The following is an 18,198-nucleotide window of genomic DNA, read 5'->3' as shown; positions in this document are numbered from 1 at the left end:
CTCCTTGCCTCAGAGCCTGATCAGCTCGCCGCCGAGCCGTTCTCGTCGAGAAGCTTCTTGTACCAGTCGCGCAGCTTGTCACCGCCCCGCTTCTTCCAGTCGGAGACGGCCTGCTGCATGTCGCTGATCTTCTTGTGGCCGCGGACGATGTCGTCCTCCAACTGCTCGAAGTTGTCCGAAAGGTTCGTGTAGCGGTTGGGCTCGGCGACCTGCAGGCCCCAGAAGGACGACTTCCTGGTGAAGGCGCCCATCCGCTGCTCCCACTCGACCATGGCCCTGGTGACGTCCGGGAAGTCGGGGTGGGCGATGGTCGGGGCGGGGCTCGCGACCATGACGTAGGCGTTGACGACCTCGTTGTTGCCCGTGTCGTTCTTGACGGGCACACCGTTTTTGATGGTGTAGTGCGTGCCCTCGACGCCGTAGTTGGTCATCATCCACTCCTTGGTGCCGTACGGCGCCGCGGTGACGTTGGCGACGGCCAGTACGTCGCGGATGACGGACTCGGAGGCCTTCTTGTTGACGAAGGCGAAGATGCCGGCCGGGTTCGCGGCCCACAGCGTCGGGTTACCGCCGTCGTGGTTCCAGATGTCCATGCCCCAGACCTTGAAGTCGGGGTTCTGGGCGGCCTGGGATGCCTGCTGCCCGTACCAGTTGACGAGGTTGTTGTTCCAGATCAGGAACTCACCCTTGGCGAACAGGGGGGCCGGGTCGCCGATCTGGCTCTTGCCCAGCTTGAACTGGGGGTGGACGTAGCCGGCGGCCATGAGCTTGCGCGCAAACTCCAGCGCTTCCAGGTACTCCGGGGTCTCGATGCGGTAGACCAGCTTGCCGTCGACCAGGTTCCAGCCGAGCGGCTTCTCCGCGCCGCTGAACACACCGAAATTGTTGAACGCGGTCCACTTCATGTCACCGCAGGCCCACCGCTTGGCCCTGGGGTTGGTGATCTCCTTGCACAGGGCCATGAAGTCGTCGGCGGACTTCGGGACCTCGTAGCCCTCCTTGTCGAAGATGTCCCGGCGGTAAAGAGGCACGATGTTCGCGGCGCTCTCGGTGGGCTGCGGCAGGCCCCTCAGCGCGCCGCCGAAGATGGACCGCTGCCAGGCGTCGCTGGGGATCGCCGCGAGGTTCGGGTACTCCTTGGCCTTGTCCCCCGACAGGTAGGGGCCGAGATCGGCGAACTTGCCCGCGATGGCGCTGGGTATCCGGCCGGTCATGTTCCAGCCCGGGATCACCACCACATCCGGGATGTCACTGGAGGCGAGGACCGCGCCGAGCTTCTGGTCGTAGGTGTTGCCGTCCTGGTTCTGCCACTGGACGTCGACGCCGATCATGGCGTTGGCCGCGGTGTAGTAGGCGCAGCTCTGCTTCGGCGGTGAGCCCCAGAACGGCGACATGATGGTGACCTTGCCGCCCTTGCCGAGCTTCTTGGGCACCGAGGACTTCAGGGTGGCGACGTCGAGCTTGCCGGTGAAGCCCATGGCGGAGCCGTTCTTGGCCGGGATGTCCGGCGTCACCACGTTGCTGGCCACATAGGCCGGGAGGATCTTCTTCGCGTTCTTGCCCGACGTGGTGCCCCCGCCCGACCCGCTCTCCGATCCCCCGCAGGCGGCAAGCAACGGCATCCCGCCCGCAACAGCGGCCGTGGCGACGGCAGTCGATGCGAGGAAACTTCTCCGGCTGGGCCCGGACGAGGCGGAAGCGGCGTTCGGCGTCATTGCGTCAACCCTTCATGGCGCACCAGGACACCCGGCGGTGGGCCGTCGGCTGCGGTGTCTCGAGTGGAACTGGCTGAGCTGAAGCGGTCTTTCGACGGCCGCGGGCGAAACCCGTAGTCGAAGCGCTTCGATGTTGCTGTGAGGTTAAGTGAACGCCTGGGGGTGCACAAGGGTCGATTCCAAGATTCCTGCGGGCCTGCACGGACAACCTCTTCTCATGCGCCGCATGAAGTAACCGTGTCCGTCTCTTGACACCCGCCCATATGTCGAATGAGCATCGAAGCGCTTCGAAAGCGCTCCGTCGCTCCATCGCAAGGGAATCCCCACGTGACCGAACAGACGCCGCCCACGCCACCGTTCCGCGATCCGCACCTGCCGTTCGCGAAGCGCATCGACGACCTGCTGGAGCGCCTGACCCTCGACGAGAAGATCTCCTTTCTGCACCAGTACACACCCGCCGTGGACCGCCTCGGCATCGGCGCCTGGCGCACCGGCCAGGAGGCCCTGCACGGCGTGGCCTGGATGGGCCCGGCCACGGTGTTCCCGCAGGCGGTCGGCCTCGGCGCCACCTGGAACACCGATCTCGTACGACGCGTCGGCGAGGCGGTCTCCCGGGAGACCCGCGCCATGAGCGCCAAGGACGACCGCGTCGGCCTCAACGTCTGGTCCCCGACGGTGAACCTCCTGCGCCACCCCCTGTGGGGCCGCAACGAGGAGGGCTACTCCGAGGACCCGAAGCTCACCTCCGCCATCGCCACCGCCTACACCCGCGGCCTGCGCGGCGACCACCCGGCGTACTGGCGCACGGCCCCCGTGCTCAAGCACTGGCTGGCCCACAACAACGAGACGGACAGGGCGACCTCGTCGTCCTCGGTCCGGCCGCGCGTGCTGCACGAGTACGACCTGCGCGCCTTCCGCGAGACCGTCGAGGCGGGCGCGGTCGCCGGGGTGATGCCGGCGTACAACCTGGTCAACGGCCGCCCCAACCACGTCTCCCCTTACCTGCGCGAGCAGTTGCGCGCCTGGACGGACGAGGAGCTGCTGGTCTGCTCCGACGCGGCGGCGCCCTCCAACCTGGTCGACCTCGAGCACTACTTCGACACGCACGAGGAGGCGACGGCGGCCGCACTGATCGCCGGGGTGGACAGCTTCACCGACCACGGCACCGACAGTTCCAAGATCGTCGGGCGGGTCAGGAAGGCGTACGAACAGGGGCTGTTGAGCGAGGCCGACATCGAGACGGCCGTCCGGCGCCAGCTCTCCGTCCGCTTCCGCCTCGGCGAGTTCGACCCGCGCCTCGACCCCTACGCCGGGACCCAGGACTTCGACACCCCGGCCCACCGCGCCCTCGCGCAGGAGGCCGCCGAGCAGTCGGTCGTGCTCCTGAAGAACGACGGCGTGCTGCCCCTCGCCCCCGGCACCCGTGTCGCCGTGGTCGGTCTCCTGGCCGACGAGTGCAAACTCGACTGGTACAGCGGCACACTGATCCACCGCTCGACTCCTCTGGAGGGCCTGTACGAGCAGTTCGGCGCCGAGCGCGTGGAGTTCGCGGAGGGCGTGGACCGCATCCGCCTCAAGACGTCGTCCGGCGACTTCCTGCACGTTCCCGCCGTGGACGCCGACGACCAGGTGCGCGGCGCCGAGGGCGCGCTGGACCCGGCGCTGCTCACCGGCCGCACCGACCTCCCGCCCCTGACCACCGACCCGGCGGGCACCGAGCTGGCGCTGATCGACTGGGGCGGCGGCGTCCTCACGCTCCGCGCCCCCGACGGCCGTTATCTCTCGGTCGCCGACGACGGGTACGTCCGCGCCTCCGCCGACCAGCCCGGAGGCTGGATCGTCCAGGAGACGTTCCGCCTGGAACCCCACGAGCACGGGCACCTCCTCAGGCACATCGGTACGGGCCGTCATGTCTCTGTCACCGCCGACGGAGTAAAGGTTGCCGACGGGAATCCGGAAATCCTCCAGCTGATCATCGCCGAGCGCGGTGAGGAGGCGGTGCACCGGGTCGCCGAGCGGGCGGACGTGGTCGTGGTGGTGGCGGGCAACGACCCGCACATCAACGGCCGGGAGACCGAGGACCGTACGACCCTGCTCCTCCCCGACCACCAGGAACGCCTGCTGCGCGCGGCCCGCGCCGCGAACCCCCGGACGGTCCTGGCCCTGGTCTCGGCCTACCCGTACGCGGTGCGGACCTCCGACCTCCCGGCGGTCCTGTGGACCTCGCACGGCGGTCAGGCGGCCGGCGCCGCCCTGGCGAGGATCCTGTCCGGCGAGGTCTCCCCCGCCGGCCGTCTCCCCCAGACCTGGTACGAGAGCGACGGCGACCTGCCCGGCCTCCTCGACTACGACGTGATCGGCGGCCGCCAGACCTACCTCTACTTCGAGGGCACACCCCTGTTCCCGTTCGGACACGGCCTGTCGTACGCGGCCTTCTCCTACGGCGACCTGGCGACGCGGGTGGAGGGCGACACACTGCACGTCTCCTTCACCGTCACGAACACCGCGGACATCACGGCGGACGAGGTCGCCCAGCTCTACACCCGTGCCGTGGAGCCGACGGTCCCGCGCCCCCGCCGCGAACTCCTGGCGCACAGCCGCGTCACACTCGCCCCCGGCGAGCGGCGGACCCTGTCCTTCGAAGTCCCCCTGTCCGCCTTCGAGTTCTGGGACGTGGCGCGGGGCGGCCCGCGGCTGGAGGGGGGCCCGTACGACATCCTCGTCGGCGCCTCCAGCGAGGACGTGCGGCTGCGGACGACGGTCCTGCTCGACGGCGAGCCGCACGCGGCGCGTGCGGTGCTCGGGCGGGGCCTGGACGCGGCCGACTTCGACGAGCAGAGCGGTGCCGCGATCGTCGACCGGACGAGGACGGCGGGCGACGCAGTGACCCCGGAGCCGGGCCGGAGGGCCGAACTGGTCTACCGCGACTGCGACTTGGGGGACGGCGTCACGGAAGTGCGGGTCACGGTGGCTGGCGGGGGCACGGTCGAACTCTCCCTGGACGGGGGCGCGGTGCTGGCCGTACTGGAACTGAAGGACGCCACGCCCTCCCCGTACGACTACACCACCCTCGCGGCCGACATCGTCGCCGACGGCGTGCACGACGTGCACCTCGAACTGCGCGGCCCGCTGCGGCTCGCGCACGTCGGCTTCTCCGGTTGAGGGTCCGGAGGAGGCCGGCACAGTGAAGGGGCCCGGCACCGGAAGGCAGCGGTGCCGGGCCTCTTCGACCAGCTTACATGAAAATGGTTCCCATTAGCCAGAAGGGGTCACGGGAGCCCGGTGCGCTACAGCGCCAGCCCGGTCAGGACCAGCACGCGCTCGTACGTGTAGTCGTCCATCGCGAACTTCACGCCCTCGCGGCCCACACCGGACTGCTTGGCCCCGCCGTACGGCATCTGGTCGGCGCGGTAGGAGGGGACGTCACCGATGACCACGCCACCCACCTCCAGCGCGCGATGGGCCCGGAAGGCGACCTGGAGGTCGTGGGTGAACACGCCCGCCTGGAGGCCGTACTTGGAGGAGTTGACGGCGGCGAACGCCTCGGCCTCGCCGTCCACCTTCTGCACGGTGAGGACGGGCCCGAAGACCTCCTCGCAGGAGATCGTCGTGTCGGCCGGTACGTCGGTGAGGACGGTCGGCGCGTAGGAGGCGCCGTCGCGGTCGCCCCCCGTGAGCAGGGTCGCCCCGGCCTCGACGGCCTCCTTCACCCACGACTCGACGCGCTTGGCGGCGTCCTCGCTGACGAGCGGCCCGACATCGGTCTTGTCGTCGGAGGGGTCACCCGTCACCTGGGCCTCGACGGCGGCGACGATCCGCGGCAGCAGCCGGTCGTACACCGACGCGTCGGCGATGACCCGCTGCACGGAGATGCAGGACTGGCCGCCCTGGTAGTTGGAGAAGGTGGCGATCCGGGTCGCGGCCCAGTCGAGGTCGGCGTCGGAGGCGTAGTCGCCGAGGACGACCGCGGCGCCGTTGCCGCCCAGCTCCAGGGTGCAGTGCTTGCGCGGCACCGAGTCCATGATCGCGTAGCCGACCTTCTCGGAACCGGTGAAGGAGATGACCGGCAGACGCTCGTCCTGGACGAGGGCGGGCATCTTGTCGTTGGCGACCGGGAGGATGCTCCAGGAGCCGGCCGGGAGGTCCGTCTCGGCGAGCAGGTCGCCGATGATCAGGCCGGACAGCGGGGTGGCGGGCGCCGGCTTCAGGATGATCGGCACGCCGGCCGCGATCGCCGGGGCGATCTTGTGGGCGCACAGGTTGAGCGGGAAGTTGAAGGGCGCGATGCCGAGGACGACGCCCTTGGGGAAGCGGCGGGTGAGGGCGAGACGGCCCTGACCGCCGGCGTCGGTGTCGAGGCGCTGGGCCTCGCCGCCGTTGAACCGGCGGGCCTCTTCCGCCGCGAACCGGAAGACGGAGACTGCGCGGCCGACCTCGCCGCGGGCCCACTTGACCGGCTTGCCGTTCTCGGCGGAGATCAGCTGGGCGATCTCCTCGGTGCGCTCGACGAGCCTGCGGCTCACGTGGTCGAGGGCGGCGGCGCGGACGTGGGCGGGGGTTGCCGCGAAGTCCTCGATGACGGCGTGTGCGGCGGCGACGGCCTCCTCGACCTGGGCGTCGCTCGGCACGCTCACCTTGCCGACGAGGTGGCCGTCCCACGGGGAGGTGACGTCGAAGGTGTCCTCGCCCGTGGCCTGGCGGCCGGCGAGCCAGAAGGCGGTGGTGGAAGTCATGCGGGTCCCGGCCCTTCCGCGTTGGGGGTGTGCAGGTGGTTGGGTCCACGGTAGGGCGGTGGGGGTGGGGGTGTGGTTGGCCGGGGTGTAGTGGTCGGGGCGGGGTGTGCGACGGTTTGGCGTGGTGGGTGGGCGCGGCCGGGATTTCTTTTTGATCTTTTCAGCCCGTCCGGCGTTTGAGGACGAGGCCGTTCAGGCCGAAAGCGGGGGTCCGGGGGCGCAGCCCCCAGGGGACGGGAATGGGAAGGGGCGGCGGGGGCGAAGAAACCCCGGCGGTGGCTACTCCGCCGACGTCGCCTTCAGGGCCAGCCACAACTCCATCCGCACATCCGGATCGTCCAGCGACCGCCCAAGAATCTCCTCCACCCGCCGCATCCGATACCGCAACGTATGCCGGTGAACCCCCAGATCCGCAGCCGCCGCATCCCACTGCCCGTGCCGCGACAGCCACGCCCGCAAGGAGGCCACCAGATCCCCCCGCCCGGTCGCGTCATGCTCGTACAACGCCCGCAGCAAGCCGTCCGCGAACGCCTTCACCGCGTCGTCGGCCAGCAACGGCAGCACGGATCCGGCCGCCAACTGCTCGTGCCCGACGAACACCCGCCCCCGCCGCCGCGCCACCGACAACGCCTGCTCGGCCTGCTTGTACGCCGCCGCGGCCGCGATCGGCCCCACCGGCGCCGACAGCCCGACCACCAGCTCCTCCTCCTCGCCGCCGGCGGCATCCCGCGTCGCCTCCGCCCCGCCCCGCGCAGCCTCCACCGCCGCCGCGTACTCCCCGCACGCAGTGACCGCCGCGCCCCCGTCCGCGGCCAGCACGACCAGCCGCTCCCCCTCGGGGACGACCAGCACGGCCTCACCCGCCCGCACGGCCGCCGACTCCACGAACTCGGCGAGCCCGGCCGACGGATCGCCGACCGCATCGGCAAAGACCCGCGCGGCCGACTCCGCGATGATCATCCGGAAGGGGGCGTCCAGCAGGCCCCCGTACAGGTGGCCCGCCACCGCCCGCGCATGATCCGGCTCCCCCGCGAGCAGCATCCGCAGCACCGCCGCCCCGATGCGCTGTTCGGCAGCGTGCAGCGACCTCGACCGCTCCGTCGTCAGCGACAGCAGCGCGATCGCCGAGTGGACGGCGTACCGCTCCGCCGTGCCGGGCGCGGCCGCCGTCCCCACCGCCAGCGCGGCCCGCGGCCGCCGTCCCGTGCCCAGCGAGTGCAGTTCGACGCGGTCCTCGTTGTCGGGAGGGCCGACCACCGAGGACGCCGGCGCGGGCCGCTCCCGCAGCCGCTCCACGTCCGCCGTCAGCCGCTTGGCCCGCCGCCCCGCCCACTCCGGTGCGGTCGCGACGACGGCGCCCGAGGCGTCGTACAGCGCCGCCCACCCGTCGACCTGCGAGGCGAGCACGGACAGCACCCCCTCGGGGCCGCCCGTCAGCGCCTGCTTGGTCAGTTCGCGCTGTGCGGCGAAGCCTGCCGTCACCGCCCGGTACTGGTCGGCGGCGATCGCCGCGGACACGGCCTTGCTGATGGCGAGGAAGGGCGTCCGCCGCGGCACCTCCAGGAGGGGCAGCCCCTCGCCCTCCGCCGCGTCGACCAGCGCCTGCGGGATCTCCTCGTAGTTGACCCCGACGGCGAAGCCGAGCCCGACGACTCCCGCTCCCACCAGCCGCTTCACATAGCGCCGCATCGCCTCCGGATCCTCCGCGTCCAGCTTCAGCGCGGTGATCAGCAGCAGCTCCCCGCCCTCCATGTACGGCACGGGGTCGGCGAGCTCGCTGACGTGCGCCCAGCGGACCGGCACGTCGAGGCGGTCCTCGCCCGCGCGCACGGTCAGCTTGAGCGCGGAGTGGTGGACGAGCGAGGCAAGCGTCGGGGGCATGAGGCCTTCAAATCAGGTTTGCGGGGATCGGGCGAACCTTGTGATCTTTTGGCCGCCCCGTATGAACGGCCTGTGCCGATTCTGCCTCACCGTACGGTCCCCCGGCGCTGTGAAGTCCAGACCTGCCCCAGACCTAACCTCTCAGATCCACCAGCAGCGGCGGCGCGTGCTCGCCCTTCACGGTCGTCAGCGACAGCACCGCGTGCCCGGGCGGCACCCCGTGCGCCAGCTCGGACGCCGACCACCGCTCCCGCTCCACCTGGCGCACGGTCACGGCCCGTGCGGTGGGGGCCTTTCCTGTGATGACGCGCCGGAGCATGTGGACGGCCTTTCCGGCCGGGGTCTCGGCGATGATCTGCCGGTCGGTGACGTCCCGCGCCTCGGTCCACTCCTTGCCCCAGACCTCGGCGAAGTCCTGCCCGTCCCACGGGGTGAGCCCGGACAGCGCCATACGGCATCCGGTGGAGCCGAGCAGCGGCCCGCGCAGCGGTCTCGGCACGTCGTCCAGGGTCCGCAGGGTCAGTACGACACCGGCGTTCCCCGACCGCAGCCGCTGCACCCCGCGCACCGCCTCCGGGGTCACCGCCCCCGTCGCGTCGTCCAGCACCAGACAGGCGAACAGCGACCGGTCCTCCCGCACCGCCACGCTCGCCGTGAACTGCGCGAGCACCAGCCTCGCCAGCATCCGCGAGGCGTCGGCGTGCCCGCGCTCGGGCAGGTCGATCCGCACCCGAACCGGGTGGTCGAGGGCCTTCAGCGAGAACGGCTTGGACTGCCCGGAGGTGTCGAAGAAGCCCGCGAAGGCCGGCCGGTCCAGTAGTGCCACCCGGTCCGCCAGTACGGCCGCCACATCCCCAGGCTGCCCCAACTGCCGTTCCCTGGCGTCCAGTTCACGCAGCAGCGACTCGTGCCCGGAACCCTGCAGCGCGGTACGCAGTGCCTCCAGCGGCCCGGGCGCCCCGTCGAGCAGCTGCCGCAGCTCCGGCACGGCGGGGAAGCGGCCGTGGACCGCCCGGAAGGGGCCGAGCAACTGGGCGAGGACGGTCGTGGACCGACGGCTGTCGCTCCCCGGGTGCGGATCGGCGAGGTCCCCGACCAGGGCCTCGGCGAGCACGGCCGCGGCCTCGTCGGGATCACTGGTCCCGCCGTAAAGATCGAGGTCGTACACCGATTCCGGATTCCCGATCCGTACGACGACGTCGTACGCGTCGACCGGTCCGAGCTCCGCGCCCGCCGCGCCGACCACGACGACCACGGCCCGCCCGGCGAGGGCGTGCAGACAGAGCGACTCGGCGAGCGGCCGCACCACGGTGCCGGTCTTGCCGGAACCGGCCGGGCCGACGGCGAGCAGGGAGGTGCCGAGCAGATCGGGGCCGAGACCGAGGCCGGCGCCGCGGTAGGCGTACGGGTTGCGGGGGTCGTCGGCGGTCGTGCCGAGCCGTACCTGCCCGGTCATCAGATCGTGCCGGGCGAGCCGGGCCGGCAGGTCGCGTTCCCCGGAGGGGTGCAGACAGGCGGCGGCGCCGTCCTTGAGCACGGCGCCGGTGAACGCGGCGAGCGTGTGCCGACCGGTGCGCACGCCCTGCCAGGCACGCACGATCCGGGCGTGGTCCACGTCCCGCATCAGCCCGGACCGGGCCTCCGCGGCGAGCCGCTCAGCGGCGTCCACGGCGCCGGCGGCGCGGAGGGCGGGCCATTGTGCGGGATCCTCCGTCGGCGTGAGCGGCATCTCCTGGCGCTCCGGGCGCCGGAAACGCGGGGTGATGAAGCGGCGCCACACCTCGCCCCAGCGACCGAGTTTGCCCACGACGACCATGATGATCAACGCGACGAGCACCTGGTAGCCGTCGTAGAGGAAGACGGTGCCCGCCGGGCCGAGGTCACCGTTGTCGCCGCGCCAGGAGTCGGGGGTGAACAGAAAGAGCGGGACCCACCACCAGCCGCCGAGATAGCCGTTCTGGAGCAGGGACCAGATCAGCCAGCCCACCAGGAACGCGATCACAGCCCCGCTGATCAGCTGCCGCCCCGGAATGTTCTCCGGCTCCTCCTCCGGCCGCGGCCGATGCCCGAACCGCCACACGCCGGGCGGCGTCTCGGGGCGCGGCGCCCGCAGCCAGGTCAGGAACGCCGACCCGTCCGGCCGCGGCGGCACGCCGGGCGCGGCCGTGGGCCGCGGCGGTACCTCCGGCGGACCTGCCGGACGCGGCACGGGATTCGCATGCGTACCCCGTGCGTCCTGCGTCCCGTCGCTGTCCATCGCCCTCGCTCCCTGACCAGCCGTTCCGTCCACCGTCAGCGGCCAATCTAACGCCCCGGCAGGGGGAGTTCACCGCTTACGCGGCCGGACCCCGCGCGGGGCGCCATGTCCACCACGGACAAACCCGCACCCCCGACAGCGCCCACATGGAGCATGCCCACCCCCCTCTCCCGGTCCTAACCTGCGAGAAAAGAAGGCAAGAGTCCGTAAAGCCGCACACCCCAGGAGCCCCTCATGAGTGCACTTCCGCAGGAGCGCCGGATCGTCACCGCCATCCCCGGCCCGAAGTCGCAGGAACTGCAGGCCCGCCGTACCGCCGCGGTCGCGCAGGGCGTCGGCTCCGTGCTGCCCGTGTTCACCGCGCGCGCGGGCGGCGGGATCATCGAGGACGTCGACGGCAACCGGCTCATCGACTTCGGCTCCGGCATCGCGGTGACGTCCGTCGGCGCGTCCGCCGAGGCCGTCGTACGCCGGGCCTCCGCGCAGCTCGCCGACTTCACCCACACCTGCTTCATGGTCACCCCGTACGAGGGCTACGTGGAGGTCGCCGAGGCGCTCGCCGAGCTCACCCCGGGTGACCACGCCAAGAAGTCCGCGCTGTTCAACTCCGGCGCCGAGGCCGTCGAGAACGCCGTCAAGATCGCCCGTGCGTACACCAGGCGCCAGGCCGTCGTGGTCTTCGACCACGGCTACCACGGCCGTACCAACCTGACGATGGCGCTGACGGCGAAGAACATGCCGTACAAGCACGGCTTCGGGCCGTTCGCGCCCGAGGTGTACCGGGTGCCGGTCGCCTACGGCTACCGCTGGCCGACCGGCCCGGAGAACGCCGGCCCCGAGGCCGCCGCGCAGGCCATCGACCAGATCAGCAAGCAGGTCGGCCCGGACAACGTCGCCGCGATCATCATCGAGCCGGTGCTCGGCGAGGGTGGCTTCATCGAGCCCGCCAAGGGCTTCCTGCCGGCCATCCGGAAGTTCGCCTCCGACAACGGGATCGTCTTCGTCGCCGACGAGATCCAGAGCGGCTTCTGCCGTACCGGTCAGTGGTTCGCGTGTGAGGACGAGGGCATCGTGCCCGACCTGATCACCACCGCCAAGGGCATCGCGGGCGGTCTGCCGCTCGCCGCCGTCACCGGCCGCGCCGAGATCATGGACGCCGCGCACGCGGGCGGCCTGGGCGGCACCTACGGCGGCAACCCGGTCGCCTGCGCGGGCGCGCTCGGGTCGATCGAGACGATGAAGGAGCTCGACCTCAACGCGAAGGCGAAGAACATCGAGGCTGTCATGAAGGGCCGCCTCACCGCCATCGCCGAGAAGTTCGACATCATCGGCGACGTCCGCGGCCGTGGCGCCATGATCGCCATCGAGCTGGTCAAGGACCGTACGACCAAGGAGCCGAACCCGGAGGCGACCGCAGCGCTGGCCAAGGCCTGCCACCAGGAGGGCCTGCTGGTCCTGACCTGTGGCACCTACGGCAACGTCCTGCGCTTCCTGCCCCCGCTGGTCATCGGCGAGGACCTCCTGAACGAGGGTCTCGACATCATCGAGCAGGCCTTCGCGCGGATCTGAGACAAACGGAATCCCCAGCTCAGCCACAGGGTGCGCGTCCCATGCGCATCACCCGCCCCAGCCCTGACATCCGTCGCGATTCCGGTGCCGGGGCGGTCGGCGTCAGGCCGTGTGAAGAACGTGTGCGAGGTGGATGGCGGGACGCGATTCCGTCTGTCTTCCGCCCATCCCCTGCCGTAGGTTCTACCCAGATGAGAGATACACCCCGCTCACAGGGGACTGTGGGCGATTTCAGGCCGTGGCCTCCCCAGCTACGACCTGGTCGTGCCCTCGCGCACACACCCGGAGCTTCCGGCTCCGGATCTCCTCACCGATCGGACAGTCGCCCGCCCCAAACCCCCCGGGACGGGCGTCGATCCGATCTGATCGGCCGCCCCGGAACTACCCCCCCTGTTCCGGGGCGGCCGACCTCCTTTCTTCTCCTTCTCGGGCTTCCCGCCCTCCTCTTCGCGCTGATCACCTGGCAGGTCGTGTCCAACGGCCTGCTTCTGCGCGTGGACCGGCGGGTCAGCGGCGCTCTCGCCCACCCGGACCGCTTCTCGGAACTCCTCGCCGACCTGGGCGATATCGGGGTCGCCGTGCCCGTGCTCACCGTCGTCCTGGCGTACGTGGCCTGGCGGGGACGTGCGGCGGGGACGTACCGCTGGTGGCTGCCGCCGCTCGCGGCCGCGCTCCTGATGGCGCTGGTCCCCGCCCTGGTCGTGCCCCTGAAGGTGCTGATCGACCGCCCGGGCACCCCCGTCGTGCCCCCTGGCACCGGCTACTACCCGTCCGGCCACACCGCGACGGCCGCCGTCGCATACGGCTCGGCGACCCTGCTCCTGCTCCCCCGGTTCCGCGCGGTGCACACCCGCCGTGCGCTGGTCATCGCCTGCGCCGCCGTCAATCTCGCCGTCGGGTTCGGGCTGGTGCGGCGCGGCTATCACTGGCCCCTGGACGTCGTGGCCAGCTGGTGTCTGTGCGCGGTGCTGCTCGCATCTCTGTGGATCTTCCTGCTCCGCGTCGGCCGCACGGGGGGCCGACGCGAGTTCGGTGAGTCCGAGCAGTCCGTCCTTGTCCGCCGCCTGGGTGAGCAGTCTGCGTAAGCCGTCCGTGTAGACCTCTGGCCATCAGTGGCCCGTCAGGTGTCCTCCTCGCGCGCCAGGCCCGCCGCCGCCTCGTGCATCGCCAGTTCGAGGAGCGCGGGGTCGGTGAGCGTGCCCGAGCCGTCCGGCGGGACCAGCCAGCGGACGCCGCCGGTCGAGCGTCCCGGGTACGGCACCACGATCCAGGTGCCGGACCCTGCCGTACGGATGCCGGTACCGAGCCAGCGGGCCGCGGTGCCCGGCGGCACGAAGAAGCCCATGCGGGCGTCCCCGAAGTCGACCAGCACCGGGCCGGGCCGGTCGAGGAAGCGGGTGAGGACGTCGAGCGTGGGATAACCGAGCTCGCCCGGCAGGATGAGTACGTCCCAGGCCCTGCCCGCGGGCAGCAGCGCGATCCCCAGGGGACTGCGCTCCCACTCCCAGCGGCAGGCCTCGGGGTTTGGAGCAACGGACGCCAGCCACTCGACCGCCGTGTTCGCCCCAGCCATGAGGAGACCTCCTGTCTCTCCTGGACGCCGGTCGCGTCACAGGAGAGAGGGGGGTCTCCCGGCGGGCATTACGCGGGTCTTCCCGACCCGATAAAGTGATCTGGATCACAATCGCCGCAATCGCCCAGGGGCGGGGGCATCTCAGCTGTCGAAGCCGAGGCCCAGCCTGTCCATCGTGCGCAGCCAGAGGTTGCGGTGGCCGCCATGTGAATCCGCGCGCGCCAGCGACCACTTGGTGAGCGCGATGCCGGTCCAGGCGAAGGGCTCGGGCGGGAAGGGCAGGGGCTTCTTGCGGACCATTTCGAGGGAGGTGCGTTCCGTGCTCTCCTCCGCCAGCAGGTCGAGCATCACTTCCGCGCCGAAGCGGGTGGCGCCCACGCCGAGACCCGTGTAGCCCGCCGCGTAGGCGACGTTGCCGTGGTGCGCGGTGCCGAAGAACGCCGAGAAACGCGAGCAGGTGTCGATGGCTCCGCCCCACGCGTGCGTGAAGCGGACGCCCTCCAGCTGCGGGAAGCAGGTGAAGAAGTGCCGGGCGAGCTTGGCGTAGGTCTCCGGACGGTCGTCGTACTCGCGGCGCACCCGGCCGCCGTAGTGGTGGATCGCGTCGTAACCGCCCCACAGGATGCGGTTGTCCGCGGAGAGGCGGAAGTAGTGGAACTGGTTGGCGCTGTCCCCGAGGCCCTGGCGGTTCTTCCAGCCGATCGACGCCAGCTGCTCCTCGCTGAGCGGCTCGGTCATCAGCGCGTAGTCGTAGACCGGGACGGTGTACGCCCGGACGCGCTTGACCAGGTTGGGGAAGATGTTGGTGCCGAGGGCGACCTTGCGGGCGCGGACGGAGCCATAAGGAGTGCGTACGGCCATCCCGGCGCCGTACGGCTTCAGGGTGAGGGCGGGGGTGTGCTCGTAGATGCGGACGCCCAGGGCGAGGCAGGCGCGCTTGAGGCCCCAGGCGAGCTTCGCCGGGTTGAGCATGGCGACGCCACCGCGGTCCCAGAGGCCGGCCTGGAATGTCGGTGAGTCGACTTGTTCCCGTACGGCTTCCGCGTCCAGGAACTCGACACCTCCGGCCAGGCCCTCGCGCTCCATCTCCTCGTACCAGTCGCGCAGTTCCCGTGCCTGGTACGTCTCGGTCGCGACGTCGATCTCGCCGGTGCGCTCGAAGTCGCAGTCGAGGGAGTGGCGGGCGACCGCCTTCTCGATCTCGTCGAGGTTGCGGGCGCCCAGTTCCTGGAGCTTGTGGATCTCGTCGGGCCAGCGGGTCAGACCGTTGGGCAGGCCGTGGGTGAGGGAGGCGGCGCAGAAGCCGCCGTTGCGGCCCGAGGCGGCCCAGCCCGCCTCGCGGCCTTCCAGCAGGACGACATCCCGTGCGGGGTCGCGCTCCTTGGCGATGAGCGCGGTCCACAGTCCGCTGTATCCGCCGCCGACGACCAGCAGATCGCAGGTCTCGGCGCCGGTGAGCGCGGGCTCGGGGTGGGGCTTGCCGGGGTCTTCCAGCCAGTACGGGACCGGCTGTGCGTCGGAAAGAGATCTCGTCCAACGGTTCATGGCGCTCGGGGCCATGATTTCAACTCCCTACAGGGCTTCTGCGACTACGCCTTTTGCTTGTTGCGGCGATTTCCGATGATCATCGAGGAAAGGACCAACAATACGGCGACGAGGAACATGGCCGTACCGATGACATTGATCTGAACGGGCGTCCCGCGCTGTGCCGAGCCCCAGACGAACATGGGGAAGGTGACGGTCGAGCCCGCGTTGAAATTGGTGATGATGAAATCGTCGAAGGAGAGCGCGAAGGACAGCAGCGCACCCGCGGCGATTCCGGGGGCCGCGATGGGCAGGGTGACGCGCAGGAAGGTCTGCGCCGGGCCGGCGTAGAGGTCCTGCGCCGCCTGCTCCAGGCGGGGGTCCATGGACATCACGCGCGCCTTGACGGCGACGACGACGAAGCTGAGGCAGAACATGATGTGGGCGATGAGGATCGTCCAGAAGCCCAGCTGTGCGCCCAGGTTGAGGAAAAGGGTGAGCAGCGAGGCCGCCATGACGACCTCGGGCATCGCCATCGGCAGGAAGATCAGCGAGTTCACGGTGGACCGCGCGCGGAACCGGTAGCGGACCAGCGCGAAGGCGATCATCGTGCCGAGGACGGTGGCGCCGATCGTCGCCCAGAGCGCGATCTGGAGGCTGATGGACAGCGAGCCGCACATGTCGGCGACACCGCACGGATCCTTCCACGCGTCGGTGGAGAACTGCTGCCACTGGTAGTTGAAGCGCCCCTTCGGCTTGTTGAAGGAGAACACCGTGACAATGACGTTCGGAAGAAGGAGATATCCGAGTGTCAGCAGTCCCGCGATGACGACGAGATGGCGCTTGAGCCAGTTGAGGACGGACATTTAAACCAGATCCTCCGTCCCGGACTTGCGAATGTAGATGGTGACCATGAGGAGAATCGCGGCCATGAGGATGAAGGAGAGGGCCGCCGCCGTCGGATAGTCCAGGATCCGCAGGAACTGGGTCTGGATGACGTTTCCGATCATGCGGGTGTCGGTCGAGCCGAGCAGTTCGGCGTTGACGTAGTCGCCGGCCGCCGGGATGAAGGTCAGCAGCGTGCCGGAGACCACGCCCGGCATCGACAGCGGGAAGGTCACCTTGCGGAAGGTGGTCCAGGGCTTGGCGTAGAGGTCGCCGGCCGCCTCGTGCAGCCGCCCGTCGATGCGCTCCAGCGAGGTGTACAGCGGCAGGATCATGAACGGCAGGAAGTTGTACGTCAGTCCGCAGACCACCGCGAGCGGGGTGGCCAGGACGCGGTCGCCGGAGGTCCAGCCCAGCCAGTTGGTGACGTCCAGGACGTGCAGCGTGTGGAGGGTGCTCACCACCGGGCCGCTGTCCGCGAGGATCGTCTTCCAGGCGAGCGTGCGGATCAGGAAGCTGGTGAAGAACGGCGCGATCACCAGCACCATGATCAGGTTGCGCCAGCGGCCCGCACGGAAGGCGATCAGATACGCCAGCGGGTAGCCCAGCAGCAGACACAGCACCGTGGCGGCGGCCGCGTACGCGACCGAGCGCAGGAACTGCGGCCAGTACTCGGACAGCGCGTCCCAGTAGGTGGCGAAGTGCCAGGTGACCTTGTAGCCCTCCTCCAGGGAGCCCGTCTGCACGGACGTGGAGGCCTGGTAGATCATCGGCAGCGCGAAGAAGACGATCAGCCACAGGATGCCGGGCAGCAGCAGCCAGTACGGCACCAGGCGGCCCCGCTTGCGCGGGGGCTTGGTCTCGGGGGCGGGCGCCAGGGGTGGCGCCTCGGTGACGGCGGCCATCAGGCGGCGTCCTCCTCGACCTCGGCGACACCGGCGTCGATGTCCTGGGCCGCGTCGAGGCCGAAGGTGTGCGCCGGGTTCCAGTGCAGGACGACCTCGGCGCCGGGCACCAGCCGGGCGTCGCGGTCGATGTTCTGCGCGTAGACCTCGAACTCGGGGCAGACGGGGCTGTCGATGACGTACTGCGTGGAGACGCCGATGAAACTGGAGTCGGCGATCCTGCCGGTGATGCGGTTGCGGCCCTCGGCGATCTCGCCCGCTTCGTCGGCGTGGGTGAGGGAGATCTTCTCGGGGCGGACGCCGACCAGGACCTTGCCGCCGGTCGTCGTGGGAGCGCTGCAGCGCGCCTCGGGCAGGACCAGCTTGCCGCCGCCCGCCTTCAGGACGATGTCGTCGCCGTTCTTGGTGTCGACCTCGGCCTCGATCAGGTTGGAGGTGCCGAGGAAGTTGGCGACGAAGGTGGTGTCCGGGTTCTCGTAGAGGTCGGTGGGCGAGCCGAGCTGTTCGACGCGGCCCGCGTTCATCACGGCGACGGTGTCGGCCATGGTCATGGCCTCCTCCTGGTCGTGCGTGACATGGATGAAGGTGATGCCGACCTCGGTCTGGATGCGCTTGAGCTCCAGCTGCATCTGGCGGCGCAGCTTGAGGTCGAGGGCGCCGAGGGGCTCGTCCAGGAGGAGCACCTTGGGGGTGTTGATCAGCGCGCGGGCCACGGCCACGCGCTGCTGCTGGCCGCCCGACAGCTGGTGCGGCTTCTTGCGTGCCTGCTCGCCGAGCTGGACCAGTTCCAGCATCTCCTCGACCTGCTTCTTCACCGACTTGATGCCGCGTCGGCGCAGACCGAAGGCGACGTTCTCGAAGATGTCGAGGTGCGGGAAGAGGGCGTAGGACTGGAAGACCGTGTTCACCGGCCGCTTGTACGGCGGCAGATGGGTGACCTCCTGCTCGCCGAGATGGACGGTGCCGCCGCTGGGCTCCTCCAGGCCGGCGATCATGCGCAGGGTGGTGGTCTTGCCACATCCGGAGGCGCCGAGCAGGGCGAAGAAGGACCCCTGGGGCACGGTCAGGTCGAGCGGGTGTACGGCGGTGAAGGAACCGTAGGTCTTGCTGATTCCGGAGAGGCGGACGTCGCCGCTGTGTTCTGTCGTCATCTTCG

General features: G+C 70.3%; 12 protein-coding genes. 3 read left to right on the top strand and 9 right to left on the bottom strand.

The annotated features are described in order from the left end of the window. Positions 1–20: 20 nt before the first annotated feature. The gene (locus tag LJ657_RS24740) at positions 21–1,715 is read right to left on the bottom strand and encodes an extracellular solute-binding protein (RefSeq protein ID WP_232650931.1); all 1,695 of its coding nucleotides are present in this window, start codon (positions 1,713–1,715) and stop codon (positions 21–23) included. Positions 1,716–2,042: 327 nt separating this feature from the next. Here LJ657_RS24740 and LJ657_RS24735 point away from each other — a divergent pair, with 327 nt between their 5' ends. Beyond that, positions 2,043–4,877, top strand: coding sequence for a glycoside hydrolase family 3 C-terminal domain-containing protein (locus LJ657_RS24735; protein WP_232650930.1), 2,835 nt, complete (start codon positions 2,043–2,045; stop codon positions 4,875–4,877). Between the two features lie 125 nt (positions 4,878–5,002). Here LJ657_RS24735 and LJ657_RS24730 read toward each other — a convergent pair whose 3' ends face one another. From LJ657_RS24730 to LJ657_RS24720, 3 genes are all read right to left on the bottom strand, one after another. Further along, complete coding sequence (locus LJ657_RS24730) at positions 5,003–6,448, bottom strand: aldehyde dehydrogenase family protein (RefSeq protein WP_232650929.1); 1,446 nt, start codon at positions 6,446–6,448, stop codon at positions 5,003–5,005. A 279-nt stretch (positions 6,449–6,727) separates the two neighbouring features. Then, positions 6,728–8,329 (bottom strand): PucR family transcriptional regulator, encoded by a 1,602-nt coding sequence (locus tag LJ657_RS24725; protein ID WP_232650928.1) that lies wholly within the window; start codon positions 8,327–8,329, stop codon positions 6,728–6,730. Positions 8,330–8,462: 133 nt separating this feature from the next. After that, a complete protein-coding gene (locus LJ657_RS24720; RefSeq protein ID WP_232650927.1) occupies positions 8,463–10,586 on the bottom strand; it encodes an ATP-binding protein in 2,124 nt (707 codons plus the stop codon). A gap of 234 nt (positions 10,587–10,820) precedes the next feature. On the opposite strand from LJ657_RS24720, the gene gabT reads away from it, so the two are divergent. Both gabT and LJ657_RS24710 read left to right on the top strand, forming a co-directional pair. Further along, positions 10,821–12,155 carry a 4-aminobutyrate--2-oxoglutarate transaminase gene (gabT, locus tag LJ657_RS24715; protein WP_232650926.1) on the top strand — a complete coding sequence of 445 codons (1,335 nt, stop codon included), beginning with the start codon at positions 10,821–10,823 and terminating at the stop codon, positions 12,153–12,155. 221 nt (positions 12,156–12,376) lie between these two features. Then, positions 12,377–13,240: a phosphatase PAP2 family protein gene (locus LJ657_RS24710; RefSeq protein WP_372487963.1), complete on the top strand. Its 864-nt coding sequence runs from the start codon at positions 12,377–12,379 to the stop codon at positions 13,238–13,240. Positions 13,241–13,275: 35 nt separating this feature from the next. Here the strand turns inward: LJ657_RS24710 and LJ657_RS24705 are convergent, their stop codons facing one another. The 5 genes from LJ657_RS24705 to LJ657_RS24685 form a co-directional block, all read right to left on the bottom strand. Next, on the bottom strand, positions 13,276–13,728 hold the full coding sequence (locus tag LJ657_RS24705) for a hypothetical protein (RefSeq protein ID WP_232650924.1): 453 nt from the start codon (positions 13,726–13,728) through the stop codon (positions 13,276–13,278). 141 nt (positions 13,729–13,869) lie between these two features. Next, on the bottom strand, positions 13,870–15,288 hold the full coding sequence (locus LJ657_RS24700) for an NAD(P)/FAD-dependent oxidoreductase (RefSeq protein WP_232650923.1): 1,419 nt from the start codon (positions 15,286–15,288) through the stop codon (positions 13,870–13,872). 29 nt (positions 15,289–15,317) lie between these two features. Further along, a complete protein-coding gene (locus LJ657_RS24695; protein WP_232650922.1) occupies positions 15,318–16,118 on the bottom strand; it encodes an ABC transporter permease in 801 nt (266 codons plus the stop codon). Next, positions 16,119–17,042 carry an ABC transporter permease gene (locus tag LJ657_RS24690; RefSeq protein ID WP_232650921.1) on the bottom strand — a complete coding sequence of 308 codons (924 nt, stop codon included), beginning with the start codon at positions 17,040–17,042 and terminating at the stop codon, positions 16,119–16,121. Continuing rightward, positions 17,042–18,193, bottom strand: coding sequence for an ABC transporter ATP-binding protein (locus LJ657_RS24685; protein WP_232650920.1), 1,152 nt, complete (start codon positions 18,191–18,193; stop codon positions 17,042–17,044). The genes LJ657_RS24690 and LJ657_RS24685 overlap by 1 nt, the downstream gene beginning before the upstream one ends. Between the last annotated feature and the right edge of the window lie 5 nt (positions 18,194–18,198).

It is taken from the genome of Streptomyces guryensis, assembly GCF_021261325.1.
Classification (GTDB): Bacteria; Actinomycetota; Actinomycetes; order Streptomycetales; family Streptomycetaceae; genus Streptomyces; species Streptomyces guryensis.
Note: the sequence above shows the minus strand (reverse complement) of the source record. Positions and strands in the feature narration are given on the sequence as shown.

Coding starts and splice junctions, on each gene's coding strand:
- LJ657_RS24695 (WP_232650922.1), bottom strand. CDS start 16,118: ATGTCCGTCCTCAACTGGCTCAAGCGCCATCTCGTCGTCATCGCGGGA.
- LJ657_RS24685 (WP_232650920.1), bottom strand. CDS start 18,193: ATGACGACAGAACACAGCGGCGACGTCCGCCTCTCCGGAATCAGCAAG.
- LJ657_RS24725 (WP_232650928.1), bottom strand. CDS start 8,329: ATGCCCCCGACGCTTGCCTCGCTCGTCCACCACTCCGCGCTCAAGCTG.
- LJ657_RS24700 (WP_232650923.1), bottom strand. CDS start 15,288: ATGGCCCCGAGCGCCATGAACCGTTGGACGAGATCTCTTTCCGACGCA.
- LJ657_RS24690 (WP_232650921.1), bottom strand. CDS start 17,042: ATGGCCGCCGTCACCGAGGCGCCACCCCTGGCGCCCGCCCCCGAGACC.
- gabT (WP_232650926.1), top strand. CDS start 10,821: ATGAGTGCACTTCCGCAGGAGCGCCGGATCGTCACCGCCATCCCCGGC.
- LJ657_RS24705 (WP_232650924.1), bottom strand. CDS start 13,728: ATGGCTGGGGCGAACACGGCGGTCGAGTGGCTGGCGTCCGTTGCTCCA.
- LJ657_RS24720 (WP_232650927.1), bottom strand. CDS start 10,586: ATGGACAGCGACGGGACGCAGGACGCACGGGGTACGCATGCGAATCCC.
- LJ657_RS24740 (WP_232650931.1), bottom strand. CDS start 1,715: ATGACGCCGAACGCCGCTTCCGCCTCGTCCGGGCCCAGCCGGAGAAGT.
- LJ657_RS24730 (WP_232650929.1), bottom strand. CDS start 6,448: ATGACTTCCACCACCGCCTTCTGGCTCGCCGGCCGCCAGGCCACGGGC.